At 70.0% G+C, this 14,305-nt stretch carries 15 protein-coding genes; 8 read left to right on the top strand and 7 right to left on the bottom strand.

Annotated features, from left to right (window positions below; translation table 11 throughout):
• A complete protein-coding gene (locus OG698_RS19805) occupies positions 1-966 on the top strand; it encodes a DeoR/GlpR family DNA-binding transcription regulator (RefSeq protein WP_399971234.1) in 966 nt (321 codons plus the stop codon).
• Positions 967-1,046: 80 nt separating this feature from the next.
• Here the strand turns inward: OG698_RS19805 and OG698_RS19800 are convergent, their stop codons facing one another.
• Entirely contained in the window at positions 1,047-1,652 is a 606-nt protein-coding gene (locus OG698_RS19800) for a TetR/AcrR family transcriptional regulator (RefSeq protein ID WP_266673567.1), read from the bottom strand.
• Between the two features lie 144 nt (positions 1,653-1,796).
• On the bottom strand, positions 1,797-3,551 hold the full coding sequence (locus OG698_RS19795; protein WP_406104421.1) for an acetyl/propionyl/methylcrotonyl-CoA carboxylase subunit alpha: 1,755 nt from the start codon (positions 3,549-3,551) through the stop codon (positions 1,797-1,799).
• 356 nt (positions 3,552-3,907) lie between these two features.
• Here OG698_RS19795 and OG698_RS19790 point away from each other — a divergent pair, with 356 nt between their 5' ends.
• The gene (locus OG698_RS19790; protein WP_406104419.1) at positions 3,908-4,381 is read left to right on the top strand and encodes a hypothetical protein; all 474 of its coding nucleotides are present in this window, start codon (positions 3,908-3,910) and stop codon (positions 4,379-4,381) included.
• A gap of 19 nt (positions 4,382-4,400) precedes the next feature.
• Here OG698_RS19790 and OG698_RS19785 read toward each other — a convergent pair whose 3' ends face one another.
• From OG698_RS19785 to OG698_RS19770, 4 genes are all read right to left on the bottom strand, one after another.
• The gene (locus tag OG698_RS19785; RefSeq protein ID WP_406104417.1) at positions 4,401-5,030 is read right to left on the bottom strand and encodes a Maf family protein; all 630 of its coding nucleotides are present in this window, start codon (positions 5,028-5,030) and stop codon (positions 4,401-4,403) included.
• Between the two features lie 50 nt (positions 5,031-5,080).
• The gene (gene mmpB / locus OG698_RS19780) at positions 5,081-5,209 is read right to left on the bottom strand and encodes a morphogenic membrane protein MmpB (protein WP_264484688.1); all 129 of its coding nucleotides are present in this window, start codon (positions 5,207-5,209) and stop codon (positions 5,081-5,083) included.
• A 71-nt stretch (positions 5,210-5,280) separates the two neighbouring features.
• Positions 5,281-5,490 carry an acyl-CoA carboxylase epsilon subunit gene (locus OG698_RS19775; RefSeq protein ID WP_406104416.1) on the bottom strand — a complete coding sequence of 70 codons (210 nt, stop codon included), beginning with the start codon at positions 5,488-5,490 and terminating at the stop codon, positions 5,281-5,283.
• Positions 5,491-5,537: 47 nt separating this feature from the next.
• Positions 5,538-7,145 (bottom strand): acyl-CoA carboxylase subunit beta, encoded by a 1,608-nt coding sequence (locus OG698_RS19770; protein WP_406104415.1) that lies wholly within the window; start codon positions 7,143-7,145, stop codon positions 5,538-5,540.
• A gap of 168 nt (positions 7,146-7,313) precedes the next feature.
• Between OG698_RS19770 and OG698_RS19765 the strand changes: the two genes are divergently transcribed.
• From OG698_RS19765 to hutH, 5 genes are all read left to right on the top strand, one after another.
• The gene (locus tag OG698_RS19765) at positions 7,314-8,195 is read left to right on the top strand and encodes a biotin--[acetyl-CoA-carboxylase] ligase (RefSeq protein ID WP_399982387.1); all 882 of its coding nucleotides are present in this window, start codon (positions 7,314-7,316) and stop codon (positions 8,193-8,195) included.
• A gap of 431 nt (positions 8,196-8,626) precedes the next feature.
• A complete protein-coding gene (locus OG698_RS19760) occupies positions 8,627-9,739 on the top strand; it encodes an adenylate/guanylate cyclase domain-containing protein (RefSeq protein WP_406104412.1) in 1,113 nt (370 codons plus the stop codon).
• 39 nt (positions 9,740-9,778) lie between these two features.
• Positions 9,779-10,570 (top strand): enoyl-CoA hydratase/isomerase family protein, encoded by a 792-nt coding sequence (locus OG698_RS19755; protein WP_406104410.1) that lies wholly within the window; start codon positions 9,779-9,781, stop codon positions 10,568-10,570.
• 65 nt (positions 10,571-10,635) lie between these two features.
• Complete coding sequence (locus tag OG698_RS19750; protein WP_406104409.1) at positions 10,636-11,787, top strand: diguanylate cyclase domain-containing protein; 1,152 nt, start codon at positions 10,636-10,638, stop codon at positions 11,785-11,787.
• Positions 11,788-11,851: 64 nt separating this feature from the next.
• On the top strand, positions 11,852-13,390 hold the full coding sequence (hutH, locus tag OG698_RS19745) for a histidine ammonia-lyase (RefSeq protein ID WP_326778548.1): 1,539 nt from the start codon (positions 11,852-11,854) through the stop codon (positions 13,388-13,390).
• A 57-nt stretch (positions 13,391-13,447) separates the two neighbouring features.
• Here hutH and OG698_RS19740 read toward each other — a convergent pair whose 3' ends face one another.
• Positions 13,448-13,732, bottom strand: a complete 285-nt coding sequence (locus OG698_RS19740) for a hypothetical protein (RefSeq protein WP_383095628.1) — start codon at positions 13,730-13,732, stop codon at positions 13,448-13,450.
• A 109-nt stretch (positions 13,733-13,841) separates the two neighbouring features.
• Here OG698_RS19740 and OG698_RS19735 point away from each other — a divergent pair, with 109 nt between their 5' ends.
• The gene (locus OG698_RS19735; RefSeq protein ID WP_406104407.1) at positions 13,842-14,186 is read left to right on the top strand and encodes a hypothetical protein; all 345 of its coding nucleotides are present in this window, start codon (positions 13,842-13,844) and stop codon (positions 14,184-14,186) included.
• The last annotated feature ends 119 nt before the right edge of the window (positions 14,187-14,305 follow it).

Raw genomic sequence — 14,305 nt, 5'->3', positions numbered from 1 at the left:
GTGTTCGCTGCAGAACGTCGTCAATTGATCCTCGAAATGGTGCGGGCCAATGGAGCGGTATCGCTCCGGGAGCTCGCCCGCGTCGTCCAGACCTCCGAAGTGACCGTACGGCGGGACGTGCGCGCACTGGAGGCAGAAGGACTCCTCGACCGCCGGCATGGCGGTGCGGTATTGCCGGGCGGATTCACGCGGGAGTCCGGCTTTCCGCAGAAGTCACATCTCGCGACCGCAGAGAAGACGGCCATCGCCGACCTCGCCGCGGGCCTCGTCGAAGAAGGCGAAGCCATTGTGGTGGGAGCGGGTACGACCACGCAGGAGCTGGCCCGCCGGCTCGCGCGCGTCCCCGGGCTGACCGTCGTCACCAACTCCCTTCTGGTGGCACAGGCGTTGGCCCATGCCAACAGGGTCGAGGTCGTCATGACGGGCGGCACTCTGCGCGGTTCCAACTACGCACTCGTGGGCAGCGGGGCCGAGCAGTCCCTCCAGGGACTCAGAGTCACCCGCGCGTTCCTCTCCGGCAGTGGTCTGACCGCCGAACGCGGCCTCTCCACGTCCAACATGCTGTCGGCCTCGGTCGACCGCGCGCTGGTGCAGGCCGCGGCCGAGGTAGTCGTCCTCGCCGACCACTCCAAGCTCGGCACCGACACGATGTTCCAGACGGTGCCGACCGATGTGATCACGCGCCTCGTGACGGACGAACCGCCCGGCCACGACGACCGCGCCGTCACCGAACTCCAGGCACTCGCCGACCAGGGGGTGCAGATCGCGATCGCCGGAGCCTCGGCGACCGGAACCGGGCCGGCGGGGGGAGATCCCGTCCCGGCGCGGCAGGCGCGCCGGGACGTACCTCTGCCGGGCCAGCGCCGCACCCAGCTCCCGGGCGGTCCCCAGCTGCGCAGCGCTTCCGCCCTCGACCAGGCACCCCCTGAGCGCGCGGCAAGGGTGGCCGACCTCCGGCGGCGCTGAGCAGCGCTCCGTGCGGGGCTGAGCCCTTCTCGGTACGGCTGCGGGTTGTCGGGGCCGGTCGACGGTCGTGGGGCGCAGTCCTAGCCTGCTGTGATGCCTCGCAGCGTCAGCCGTAGCAGCCGGTCCGCCAGCTCCGGGTCGTCCGGGGTCTCCTCCGCCGCCAGCGCGATCGCGTTGGTCAGCTGAAGCAGATCGCCGATCGACACGTCCGCGCGTACGGCACCTGCCCGCTGGGCCCTGGACAGCAGGGCCTGGCCCGCCTCGCGCATCGGCGTACTGCACCGCGACAGGGCCGAACTGGCGTCGTGCGACGCCGACATGAGGGCACGTGAGAGCCCGCGGTACTCACCCGCATGAGTGATGATGTCGCGCAGCCATGCCACGAGCGCCGAGCATGGCTGCGGGTCCGCGAGCAGCGCCCGGGAGCGCGCCAGCAGATCATTCACCGCGTCCTCGAAGACCGCGCTCATCAGCGCGTGCCGGTTCGGGAAGTGCCGGTAGAGCGTCCCGATGCCGACGCCCGCGCGCCGTGCCACGTCCTCCAGGGACGCGCCCGTGCCGTGCTCCGCGAACGCCGCACGTGCCTCCGCGAGCAGTCGCTCGTAGTTCCGGCGTGCGTCGGCCCGCATGGGGCGTACGGAAGGGGCCGGGCGGGGCCGGTCCGTCTGGTCCGTGCCGGTCGTCATCGGTCCTCCCTGGTCGTGCGCGCGCTCTCCAGGATGCCTGATCCCGCGACGGCCGGACCACGGACCGAAATGACGCGAACGCCCGGTGGACCGTCTTCCGGTCCGCCGGGCGTTCGCGTCAGGTGCTCTGACAGCAGATCAGGGTCAGTCCTTGATCTCGCAGATGGTGGCGCCGGAGGTGATGGAGGCGCCGATCTCGGCGTTGAGGCCCTTGATGGTGCCGGTGCGGTGGGCGTTGAGGGGTTGTTCCATCTTCATGGCTTCGAGGACGACGACGAGGTCGCCTTCCTTGACTTCCTGGCCCTCTTCGACGGCGATCTTGACGATGGTGCCCTGCATGGGGGAGGCGAGGGTGTCGCCGGAGGCGGCGGGGCCGGACTTCTTCGCGGCGCGGCGTTTGGGCCGGGCGCCGGCGGCGAGGCCGGTGCGGGCCAGTGACATGCCGAGCGAGGAGGGCAGGGAGACCTCGAGGCGTTTGCCGCCGACCTCGACGACGACGGTCTCGCGGCCGGTCTCTTCGTCGCTGTCCGTGTCGGGGGTGGCGGCGAAGGGCTTGATGTCGTTGACGAACTCGGTCTCGATCCAGCGGGTGTGGATGGTGAAGGGGTCGCTGGTGAAGGCCGGGTCGGTGACGACGGCGCGGTGGAAGGGGATGGCGGTGGCCATGCCCTCGACCTCGAACTCGGCCAGGGCGCGGGCGGCGCGTTGCAGGGCCTGTTCGCGGGTGGCGCCGGTGACGATCAGTTTGGCGAGGAGGGAGTCCCAGGCGGGGCCGATGACGCTGCCGGTCTCGACGCCGGCGTCGAGGCGGACGCCGGGGCCGGTGGGGGGTGCGAAGCGGGTGACGGTGCCGGGGGCGGGGAGGAAGCCGCGGCCGGGGTCTTCGCCGTTGATGCGGAACTCGAAGGAGTGGCCGCGCAGGGCGGGGTCGGTGTAGCCGAGTTCCTCGCCGTCGGCGATGCGGAACATCTCGCGTACGAGGTCGATGCCGGCGACCTCTTCGGTGACGGGGTGTTCGACCTGGAGGCGGGTGTTGACCTCGAGGAAGGAGATGGTGCCGTCCATGCCGACGAGGAATTCGACGGTGCCGGCGCCGACGTAGCCGGCTTCCTTGAGGATGGCTTTGGAGGCGGTGTAGAGCTGTTCGTTCTGTGCCTGGGTGAGGAAGGGCGCGGGGGCCTCCTCGACGAGCTTTTGGTGGCGGCGCTGCAGGGAGCAGTCGCGGGTGGAGACGACGACCACGTTGCCGTGCTGGTCGGCCAGGCACTGGGTCTCGACGTGGCGGGGCTTGTCGAGGTAGCGCTCGACGAAGCATTCGCCGCGGCCGAAGGCTGCGACGGCTTCGCGTACGGCGGAGTCGTAGAGCTCGGGGACCTCTTCGAGGGTGCGGGCGACCTTGAGGCCGCGGCCGCCGCCGCCGAAGGCGGCCTTGATGGCGATGGGCAGGCCGTGTTCGCGGGCGAACGCGACGACCTCGTCGGAGCCGGATACGGGGTCCGGGGTGCCGGCGACCAGGGGGGCGCCGGCGCGCTGGGCGATGTGCCGGGCGGCGACCTTGTCGCCGAGGTCGCGGATGGCCTGCGGGGGCGGGCCGATCCAGATCAGTCCGGCGTCCAGGACGGCCTGGGCGAACTCCGCGTTCTCCGACAGGAATCCGTAGCCGGGGTGGATGGCGTCCGCGCCGGAGTCCTTGGCGGCCTGCAGCACCTTCGCCATGTCGAGATAGCTGGTGGCCGGGGTGTCACCGCCCAACGCGAACGCTTCGTCCGCCGCCCGGACATGCGAAGCGTCCCGGTCCGGTTCCGCGTAAACGGCAACGCTCGCGATACCGGCATCCCGGCACGCCCGGGCCACGCGGACAGCGATTTCGCCACGGTTGGCGATGAGCACCTTGCGCACGATGGCTCCCTCCTTGAAACAAGCCGAGTTTAGGGACTGCCGACACGGGCTTTCGACCCGTCCCCATGAGTGAGCTTGCCCACACGGAGTGCTATTCGAGGCGCGCTCAAGTGGTGAAACCCCTTGGTGCGCCCGGGTACGCAGCCTTCCCTCTTCGAACCCTAGCCCGCCAGAGTGGGCTAGGTCTCTGTGAGACGGCGCTGCGGCACTCCGGGATTCTTTGTGGAGTCCCTACGAATGGCCCAATGATTCTTTGCCTTGGGCAGACCCCTTGTCCCGCGGTTTACCCGTTAGTAGCGTTCGCGTTGTCTCGGACGTACTAGGGGTAACAGCAGTCGAAAGTGGGTGGGGTTCCGGTGGCACGCAGACCGGTGGCATGGGTGGCCGCGATCGTGCTCTTCGCGGAGGCGATCGGCATCGCCCTGCTCAACTGGTTCCTGGGGCTGGTCGTCGACCGCCAGGACATGTCCCTGGCCGGGCTCGACCCCCGCGCCATGTCCGTCTCCGCCTGGATAGCCGGCGCGCTCTTCGGGCTCTATCTCGCGCTGTGCGCGGTCGTCCTCGTACGCGTCGCCGTGCGCGACCGCGGGCCGGCCGGCTTCGGCCGCATCCTGCTGATCAGCGCCGCTGTCGTGCACGGGCTGCTCGGGGCGTTCAGCGTCGGCCTGGTCGGCTGGCTCGCGTTCGTCTTCATGATGGTCGTGCTCGGGCTCATCGTGCTCACGCTGGTCGCCTATGACCGCAAGGAGCAGGGGGAGGGCGCGGGAGCGGGTGCGGGTGACGCCCCTGCGGGTCCGGCCGATGGGGGCGGGGCGCCTCAGCCCGTCTGAACCGGGTGAGCGCGGGCGGTCAGTCCGCCCACAAGTCCGTGATGTTCACGCCCAGTTGGGCCAGCAGACGGCGCAGCAGCGGCATCGACAGGCCGATCACGTTCCCGTGGTCGCCGTCGATGCCGTCGATGAACGGGGCCGAGCGGCCGTCCAGCGTGAACGCGCCCGCCACGTGGAGCGGCTCGCCCGAGGCCACGTACGCGGCGATCTCCGCGTCGCTCGGCTCGCCGAACCGGACCACCGTCGAGGCCACCGCCGACACGTAGCGGCCCGTCGCCGTGTCGTACACGCAGTGGCCCGTCTGCAGGGTGCCCGCGCGGCCCCGCATCGACTTCCAGCGCGCCGTGGCCTCCTCGGCGTCCGCGGGCTTGCCGAGCGCCTGGCCGTCGATGTCCAGGACCGAGTCGCAGCCGATCACCAGCGCGCCGTGCACCTCCGGCTTCGCCGAGACCACGGACGCCTTCGCCTCCGCGAGCGCCAGGGCCAGTTCGGCCGGGGTGGGGGCGGACACGGCGTCCTCGTCGACCCCGCTGACCAGCACCTCGGGGGCCAGGCCCGCCTGGCGCAACAGGGCCAGTCTGGCCGGGGACTGGGAGGCGAGGACGAGGCGGCGGGTGCTCACGGGGGTGCTCACGTGGGGATCACTCATGCGGTCAGGGTTCCACATGTGGGCAGGTGGGCGTGCTCGGTCCGGGGTGACTACACGATTCCCAGAACCAGCATCGCAATCACCATCGCCACCGCGAGCACGAAGCCCGCTCGGCGGAGCATCGCCTGGGTTTCGCGCAGCTCCTCGGGGGGCTCGTTCTCGGGGTCTGACCACAGCATGCATTCGATACTGCTGCCCCGCTGTGCGGTGCGCCTGAGTACGCGTACTCAGGCGCACCCCCACCTACGGACTAGGCAGGCCAGTACGTGCGCGCCCAGCTCGTGGGGCCCGGGGACGGGCGGCGTGCCTGCGCCACCCTTGCCGGGTCGGCCCATGCGTCGCGGGTGGCTGCCGCGCCGGGCGGGGTGGTGGTGGCCGCCGCGGCGCGGGCCTGGACCACCGCCAGTGCGGCGGCCAGCTCCTCGGGGGTGGGGTTGCCCCTCACGACCTTGATCATCATTGGTCGGGTCCTTTCGGGCGGCTCTTGTCGGCGGCTCGGTTTTGGGGCTAGAGCGGGATGTTGCCGTGCTTCTTGGGCGGGAGGTTTTCGCGCTTGGTGCGGAGCTGGCGCAGGCCGCGGACGATGTGGGCGCGGGTGTCCGAGGGCATGATGACGGCGTCGATGTAGCCGCGTTCGGCCGCGGTGTAGGGGTTGAGGAGGGTGTCCTCGTACTCCTGGATGAGGCGGCTGCGGGTGGCTTCCTGCTCGGTCTCGGGGGCGGCGGCGATGGTGCGGCGGTGCAGGATGTTGACCGCTCCCTGGGCGCCCATGACCGCGATCTGGGAGGTGGGCCAGGCCAGGTTGAGGTCGGCGCCCAGGTGCTTGGAGCCCATGACGTCGTAGGCGCCGCCGAACGCCTTGCGGGTGATGACCGTGATCAGCGGGACGGTCGCTTCGGCGTAGGCGTAGATGAGTTTGGCGCCGCGGCGGATGATGCCGGTGTGTTCCTGGTCCACGCCCGGCAGGAAGCCGGGGACGTCGACGAAGGTGAGGACGGGGACGTTGAACGCGTCGCAGGTCCGTACGAAGCGGGCTGCTTTTTCGGAGGCGTCGATGTCCAGGCAGCCGGCGAACTGCATGGGCTGGTTGGCGACGATGCCGACGGGGCGGCCCTCGACGCGGCCGAAGCCGGTGAGGATGTTCGGTGCGAACAGCGCCTGCGTCTCGAAGAACTCCGCGTCGTCCAGGACGTGCTCGATCACGGTGTGCATGTCGTAGGGCTGGTTCGCGCTGTCCGGGACGAGGGTGTCGAGCTCGTCGTCCTCGGGGGTGCGGGCCAGGTCCGCTTCCTCGGGGAACGCCGGCGGCTCGGACAGGTTGTTCGAGGGGAGGTAGGACAGGAGGGTTTTGACGTATTCGATGGCGTCTTTTTCGTCGCCGGCCATGTGGTGCGCGACGCCGGAGTTGGTGTTGTGGGTGCGGGCTCCGCCGAGTTCTTCGAAGCCGACGTCCTCGCCGGTGACGGTCTTGATGACGTCGGGGCCGGTGATGAACATGTGGGAGGTCTGGTCGACCATGACCGTGAAGTCGGTGATGGCGGGGGAGTAGACGGCGCCGCCCGCGCAGGGGCCGACGACGAGGCTGATCTGGGGGATGACGCCGGAGGCGTGGGTGTTGCGGCGGAAGATCTCGCCGTACATGCCGAGCGCCATGACGCCTTCTTGGATGCGGGCGCCGCCGGAGTCGTTGATGCCGATGACGGGGCAGCCCGTTTTGAGGGCGAAGTCCATCACCTTGATGATTTTCTGGCCGTAGACCTCGCCGAGGGCTCCGCCGAAGACGGTGAAGTCCTGGGAGAAGACGGCTACCGGTCGGTTTTCGACGGTGCCGTAGCCGGTGACGACGCCGTCGCCGTAGGGCTTGTTGTCGTCCAGGCCGAAGGCGGTGGAGCGGTGGCGGGCGAATTCGTCGAGTTCTACGAACGAGCCTTCGTCCAGGAGTAGTTCGATGCGTTCACGGGCCGTCAGTTTGCCCTTCGCGTGCTGCTTCTCCACCGCGCGCGCGGAGCCGGCGTGCGTGGCCTCTTCGATCCGGCGCTGCAGGTCCGCGAGCTTTCCCGCGGTCGTGTGGATGTCGATGGCGCTGGACACGTTGGGCTCTTCCGGAACGGACATCGGGATGCGGCTCCCTGGCTGCTCAATGGGGACGTGAGGATGGGGCGGGGCGATGTGGCGCGGCGGTGAGGCGGGGGTTGGGGCCTGGCCCTGTAGCTACTGGCTCGTAGCGTAGTGGCGTGGATACCGTTCGGCAGTGCGGCGTTTACCACACCTAGGGTGGGTTGCATGACGCCCCGAAATGCTTCAGACGATCCCTCCGACGCGAACGACGGTCAGCAGTGGTCGGACCTGGACCGGCCGCCGTTGAACGCCGCCGCCCTGCGGCGCGCCCTAGTGCGTGGCGGGCTCTGGTCCTCCGTCGACGTTGTTCCCGCCACCGGGTCCACCAACTCCGATCTCGTTGCCCTCGCCCTGGCCGGCAAGGCCGAGGAAGGGGCTGTCCTCGTCGCCGAGTCGCAGAGCGCCGGGCGCGGGCGGCTCGACCGGCAGTGGACCGCTCCTGCGCGGTCCGGGCTTTTCTTCTCCGTCTTCCTGAAGCCCGGCGCCGAAGTGCCCGTGGAGCGGTGGGGGTGGCTGCCGCTGCTCACCGGGGTGGCCGTCGCGACGGGGCTCGCGCGGGCCGCCGGGGTCGACACCGCCCTCAAGTGGCCCAACGACCTGCTGGTGAATGTCGGCGAAGAGGAGCGCAAGGCCGGGGGCATCCTCGCCGAGCGGGCCGGGGACGGTGTGGTCGTCGGGATCGGGCTCAACGTCTCGCTGCGCGCCGACGAGCTGCCGGTACCGGGGGCCGGGTCGCTTGCCCTGGCCGGGGCCGTTTCCACTGACCGGGACCCGCTGCTGCGGGCCGTTCTCCGGTCGCTGGAGGAGCGGTTCGTCGAGTGGCGGGCCGCGGGTGGGGATCCTGCCGTGTCGCGGCTTCAGGAGACCTATGCGGCGGGGTGCGCGACGCTCGGGCGGAATGTGCGGGCCGAGCTTCCCGGGGGGCTGGAGCTTGTGGGGGAGGCGGTTGCCGTTGACGGGGACGGGCGGCTGGTCATCGCCTCTGAGGACGGGGTGCAGCAGCCTGTGGGGGCGGGGGACATCGTTCATCTGCGGGCCGGGGGCTGACGCTGACGGGGCTCTTCCGGTGCGGCTGCGTTTCGGGTGCGGGCTCGGTGGGGGCTGCTTCGTTGTCGGGTGCGGGCTCGGTGTGGGATCGCCAGGTGCGTTTTCGGGTGCGGGGCCGCGGGGGCATGTACGTGCTCGCTGTTCTATGGGTGCACGTCAGCCAGCTAATTGCCTGTGCGTGGTGCTGGTGGCTGCGCGCGCACATGCCCCCACGTCCCCTCCCGTTTCGTCGGCGCCTGCCCGCCCGGTGGGGCTTCGCTGTCTCCGGCCCTGTCTCGTACGCGACTGACCGCCGGTGGGGCGTGTCCTTTCGGTTTGTACTTGGGTGGGGGTCGGGACTCGTGTGTGCTGGGGGAGTGAGCTGCGGCACACCTGCCGTAAAGTTGAGGCCGGTCGATACATGACCGTGGCAGATCGGAAGGGCAGCAGGCGTGACCGTCGACGACTCGGGCTCCGGCGCGGGCACCCCATCCGACATCGAGTCTGTCGAGGAAGGTGCCGGCGGTGAGGATCCGCTTGCCCTCCGGCTCGAGGGGCTCATCCTTGGTGCGGAGCGGCGGTATACGCCGTTTCAGGCCGCCCGCAGCGCCGGTGTTTCCATGGAGCTCGCCTCCCGGTTCTGGCGGGCCATGGGCTTTGCCGATATCGGGCAGGCCAAGGCGCTGACCGAGGCCGATGTGCTCGCCCTGCGGCGGCTTGCCGGTCTTGTCGAGGCCGGGCTGCTCAGCGAGGCCATGGCCGTGCAGGTCGCCCGGTCCACGGGACAGACCACCGCCCGGCTTGCCGAGTGGCAGATCGATTCCTTTTTGGAGGGGCTCACCGAGCCTCCCGAGCCGGGGATGACCCGTACCGAAGTCACGTATCCCCTGATGGAACTGCTCCTGCCCGAGCTGGAGGAGTTTCTCGTCTATGTGTGGCGGCGGCAGCTGGCCGCGGCCACGGGGCGTGTGGTGCAGGCCGCCGATGACGAGGAGATGGTGGACCGGCGGCTCGCCGTCGGTTTTGCCGACCTTGTCGGCTTCACGCGGCTTACTCGGCGTATGGAGGAAGAGGAGCTCGGGGAGCTCGTCGAGGCCTTTGAGACCACTGCTGCCGATCTTGTTGCCGCCAATGGCGGGCGGTTGATCAAGACCCTGGGCGATGAGGTGCTGTACGCCGCCGATGACTCGGGGATCGCGGCCGAGATCGCCCTGCGGCTCATCGAGACCATGGCCAATGACGAGACCATGCCCGAGGTGCGGGTGGGGATGGCCTTCGGGACCGTTACGACCCGGATGGGCGATGTCTTCGGGACGACCGTGAATCTGGCGAGTCGGCTCACCTCGATAGCTCCTCGGGACGCGGTGCTGGTCGACGGTGCGTTTGCGGAGGAGTTGCAGCGTGCCGGTGCGGCGCCCGTTTCCGAGGCGGAGGCCGCCGCTCTTGCGGAGAAGGAGGGCGAGGACGCGCCCTCGTACCGCTTTGCTCTGCAGCCCATGTGGCAGCGGCCCGTGCGTGGGCTCGGTGTCATCGAGCCCTGGCTTCTGACGCGGCGGCCGCTCTAGGATTCTGCCGTTGTTAACTGTCGTTAACCGGGAGGGTCTGTGAGCGAGCGGTTCGGAGAGTTCGTCGAGGTGCGGCGGCACGGCTTTGTCGCCGAGCTCGTCCTCGATCGGCCCAAGGCCATGAACGCCGTGTCCAGCGCCATGGCGGTGAGCGTGGGGGAGGCTTGTGCCTCCCTGGCGGGTGATGGTGGTGCACGGGTTGTCGTTCTTTCGTCGTCCGCCGCCCGCGCCTTTTGCGTGGGAGCCGACCTGAAGGAGCGGAACTCCTTTTCCGATGCTGAGCTTCTCCGGCAGCGGCCTTTGACCCGGGGTGCCTACGGGGGTGTTCTTGAGCTTCCTATGCCCGTCATCGCCGCTGTGCACGGGTTCGCCCTCGGTGGCGGCTTCGAGCTCGCTCTTGCCTGCGATCTCATCGTGGCCGACGAGACCGCCGTCGTGGGGCTGCCCGAGGTGTCCGTGGGGGTGATTCCCGGTGGGGGCGGTACGCAGTTGTTGCCCCGGCGGGTGGGGGCTGCGAGAGCTGCCGAGCTGATCTTTTCCGCGCGGCGTGTCGAGGCCCGTGAGGCCCTGGAAATGGGGCTTGTCGACCAGGTCGTGGGGGCGGGTGACGACCGTGAGGCTGCCCTTGAGTTGGCGGGGCGCATTGCCGCCAACTCGCCTGTGGGGCTTCGCGCTGCCAAGCGCGCCCTGAGGGTGGGGTACGGGCTCGATCTGCGGGCCGGCCTTGAGGTCGAGGATGCCGCCTGGCGGTCCGTTGCCTTCTCCGGCGACCGGGCTGAAGGTGTTGCCGCCTTCAACGAGAAGCGGGCGCCCCAGTGGCCCGGTGAATGACTATTCCTGGCCTCGTATGGGTCCTGAATGTATCGACTTGGGCTTTTCTTTCCTAATCTTGGCCTATGGGAGAGGAAGTCCGGTTGCGGGCCGTGGTCGCGATGGCACAGGGGATGGCCGCGGCGCAGTCTCCGCGTGAGTCCTGGCGGGCCGCCGCCCTCGGGGCCTGCCGCGCTCTGTCCGGCACCTTCGCGGCTCTGTCCGTGTGGGAGCGGGAGCGCGGGCGGCTGCGCGTCCTCGTGAACGTGGGGGAGCGCGCCGAGGGCGAGGTCGAGTTCCCCGAGGACGAGGCCTATCCCGTGCACCAGTTCCCCGAGATCACCGAGTTCCTGCACGAGCAGTGGGTGGGCGGGGGCGCTCCGCGCGCCTGGGTCGAGACAGCCACCGGGACCGTGGAGGGCGGCGGCTACTGCCATCAGCGCGTCGCCGCCCTGCGCCGGCGCGGGCGCGGGTGCTGTGTCGTCGCGCCGATCGTGCTCCACGGACGCGCCTGGGGCGAGTTGTACGTCGCCCGGCCCGTGGGCGCCGAGGTTTTCGGCGCCCACGATGCCGCCTTCGCCACCGTGCTCGCAGCTGTTGCCGCTGCGGGTATTTCCCAGACCGAGCGGCTCGAGGAGGCGCGGCGGCTCGCCTTCACGGATGCCCTGACCGGGCTCGCGAATCGGCGTGCCGTCGATATGCGGCTCGATGAGGCCATTGAGCGGCACCGGGTTGGAGGGGATGTCGTTTCTCTTGTCGTGTGTGATCTGAACGGGCTCAAGCGCGTCAATGACTCGCTGGGGCATGCGGTCGGGGATCGGTTGCTGGAGCGGTTCGGGTCCGTTCTCTCGTTGTGCGGCGCGATGTTGCCGGGGACCCTGGCCGCGCGGCTCGGGGGTGACGAGTTCTGTCTGGTGGCCGTGGGGCCCGACGCCGATGACGTGGTGCGGGCGGGCGAGGAACTGTGCTTGCGCGCCTCTGAGTTGGAGTTGGGTGAAGGCGTTGCCTGTGGGATTGCTTCCACCGGCGATCCGATTGGGGAGGTGCTCAGTGCGCGGCGGCTCTTCCGGCTTGCCGATGCCGCCCAGTACCGGGCCAAGGCGCTGCGGGCCGTGAAGCCCGTGGTGGCCGGGCGGGACGGTCCCGACGATCCCGTTGTGCGCCTTGCCGATTCTCCTCCGCCCGCCGTCGGTGACAGTGAGCGGCGCCGGCTCCGGGGGCGGGGCGCGGGGGCGTAAGGGGTCCATCCCGAACTCGGTCGTGACATTGAGCTCTTCACCTCGTACGCTCCTGAATATGGATATGCACACTGTGGTGGTGGGGACGTCCGGCGTCAGCGCGGCCGATGTAGTCGCCGTGGCGCGGGCGGATGCCCGGATCGAGCTCTCCGAAGAGGCGGTGGCCGCCCTCGCCTCGGCCCGCGCGATCGTGGACGCGCTGGCCGCGAAGCCCGAACCCGTGTACGGGGTTTCCACCGGGTTCGGCGCGCTCGCCACCCGGCACATCAGCCAGGACCTGCGGGCTCAGTTGCAGCGGAACATCGTCCGCTCGCACGCCGCGGGAATGGGCCCGCGCGTCGAGCGGGAAGTCGTACGGGCGCTGATGTTCCTGCGTCTGAAGACCGTCTGCTCCGGACACACCGGTGTGCGGCCCGAGGTCGCGCAGACCATGGCCGACGTGCTCAACGCCGGGATCACGCCCGTCGTGCACGAGTACGGGTCCCTCGGGTGCTCCGGCGACCTCGCGCCGCTCAGCCACTGCGCTCTTACGCTGATGGGGGAGGGCGACGCCGAAGGGCCCGACGGTGTTCTCGCCCCTGCCGGCGAGCTGCTCGCCGCCCACGGCATCGCGCCCGTCGAGCTGCGCGAGAAGGAGGGCCTCGCCCTTCTGAACGGCACCGACGGCATGCTCGGCATGCTCGTCATGGCGCTCGCCGATCTCGAGAACCTGTACAAGTCCGCTGACATCACTGCCGCCTTGTCGCTCGAAGCGCTCCTCGGCACCGAGAAGGTCCTCGCCCCCGAGCTGCACGCCATCCGGCCGCACCCCGGGCAGGGCGCCAGCGCCGCCAACATGCTGGCCGTGCTGAAGGGTTCGGAGCTCACCGGGCACCACCAGGACGACGCGCCGCGCGTGCAGGACGCGTACTCCGTGCGCTGCGCCCCGCAGGTCGCCGGCGCCGGGCGGGACACCATGGCCCACGCGCGGCTCGTCGCCGAGCGCGAGCTGGCGTCCGCCGTGGACAACCCTGTCGTGCTGCCGGACGGGCGTGTGGAGTCCAACGGCAACTTCCATGGCGCGCCCGTCGCTTACGTGCTCGACTTCCTCGCCATCGCAGCCGCCGACCTCGGGTCCATCGCCGAGCGGCGCACCGACCGCCTGCTCGACAAGAACCGGTCCCACGGGCTGCCGCCGTTCCTCGCCGACGACGCGGGCGTCGACTCCGGCCTGATGATCGCCCAGTACACGCAGGCCGCCCTGGTCAGCGAGATGAAGCGGCTCGCCGTGCCCGCCTCCGCGGACTCCATCCCGTCCTCCGCCATGCAGGAGGACCACGTGTCCATGGGCTGGTCCGCCGCCCGCAAGCTGCGTACCGCGATCGACAACCTGACGCGGATCGTCGCCGTCGAGCTGTACGCGGCCACGCGCGGCATCGAGCTGCGGGAGGGCCTCACGCCCGCCCCCGCCTCGCGCGCGGTGATCGATGCCGTACGGGCCGCGGGAGTTCAGGGCCCGGGCCCCGACCGGTTCCTCGCGCCCGACCTCGCGGCCGCCGACGCCTTCGTGCGCGGCGGGCACCTCGTGGCCGCTGTGGAGCCCGTCACGGGGCCGCTGGCCTAGGAGTTACGGAATCACGAGCGGGCCGCACCCTCGGGGTGCGGCCCGCCTCTGTTGTGCTCAGAAGGCCGCGGCGCGGCTCTTCCTGGCCGAGTACGTCAGGAAGCCGGCGCCGATCCCGAGGAACGCCGAGCCGCCGATCACGTACGGCGTCGTATCGACCGTTCCCGTGTCGGCCAGGCGCAGTTGGCCCTCGGCCTGTGTGTGTACCGCTGTCGCGGTCTGCTGCTGATCTGCCTCCGCCGTCTTCTCGGGCGTCGCGGTGGCGGACGGAACGAACCACAGAGCAGCCAGGAGTGTCCCGGCGGCAGTGGCGGTGAGCAGCGATCGTCGTGCGACGGACACGGAATCGATCCCCCTTGTGGAGCTGGCGAATTGGCCGTGTGAGGCGATGTTAGTGAAAGGTGCGGGTCACAGGAAAGTCGCGGGTGGGGTGAGGCATACGCTCCGTCGTATGAGCACCCCTGAGGCATCACGATTTGTTCGGCTCCGCGTGGAATTGGTCCTGGAGATCGAGGACACCGCCGCCGTCACCGGGGCCGCGTTGCAGCGCATCGCCGAGGACGATGACATGCCGGCCGACGAGCGCGTCCATGCCGAGGCCGCCGTCAACGACGACGAGGCGGAGGCACTCGCCTATCTCGTCGACCCGTTCGACCTGGTCAGCGAGGTGCCCGGGACGGACCTCGTGCAGGCCTCCTGGTCCAGCGAGCAGGTCGACTACGATCCCGATTCGCCCGACTGGGACCTCGACGTGGATGATGACGACTCCGGCGACGCTCTCGACGCGGACGACTAGGACGGGATGCGGGGCCGGGCAGGAGTGCAGGGACTCGGGACTCGGAACCCCGGGTGGCAACCGCCGGCCGGGGTTTCCCCGTCCCACAGGGGGTACCAGGGGGGTTCCGTTACCACTGG

This window comes from Streptomyces sp. NBC_01003 (assembly GCF_045162695.1).
Lineage (GTDB): Bacteria > Actinomycetota > Actinomycetes > Streptomycetales > Streptomycetaceae > Streptomyces.
The sequence above is the reverse complement of the archived record's forward strand: the minus strand, read 5'-3'. Positions and strand labels throughout refer to the sequence as shown.

Bases quoted from the DNA above. Each gene is read 5' to 3' on its own strand.
- OG698_RS19800 (WP_266673567.1), bottom strand. From the start codon at position 1,652: ATGACGACCGGCACGGACCAGACGGACCGGCCCCGCCCGGCCCCTTCC.
- OG698_RS19785 (WP_406104417.1), bottom strand. From the start codon at position 5,030: ATGAGTGATCCCCACGTGAGCACCCCCGTGAGCACCCGCCGCCTCGTC.
- mmpB (WP_264484688.1), bottom strand. From the start codon at position 5,209: ATGCTGTGGTCAGACCCCGAGAACGAGCCCCCCGAGGAGCTGCGCGAA.
- OG698_RS19775 (WP_406104416.1), bottom strand. From the start codon at position 5,490: ATGATGATCAAGGTCGTGAGGGGCAACCCCACCCCCGAGGAGCTGGCC.
- OG698_RS19770 (WP_406104415.1), bottom strand. From the start codon at position 7,145: ATGTCCGTTCCGGAAGAGCCCAACGTGTCCAGCGCCATCGACATCCAC.
- OG698_RS19765 (WP_399982387.1), top strand. From the start codon at position 7,314: ATGACGCCCCGAAATGCTTCAGACGATCCCTCCGACGCGAACGACGGT.
- OG698_RS19750 (WP_406104409.1), top strand. From the start codon at position 10,636: ATGGGAGAGGAAGTCCGGTTGCGGGCCGTGGTCGCGATGGCACAGGGG.
- hutH (WP_326778548.1), top strand. From the start codon at position 11,852: ATGCACACTGTGGTGGTGGGGACGTCCGGCGTCAGCGCGGCCGATGTA.
- OG698_RS19735 (WP_406104407.1), top strand. From the start codon at position 13,842: ATGAGCACCCCTGAGGCATCACGATTTGTTCGGCTCCGCGTGGAATTG.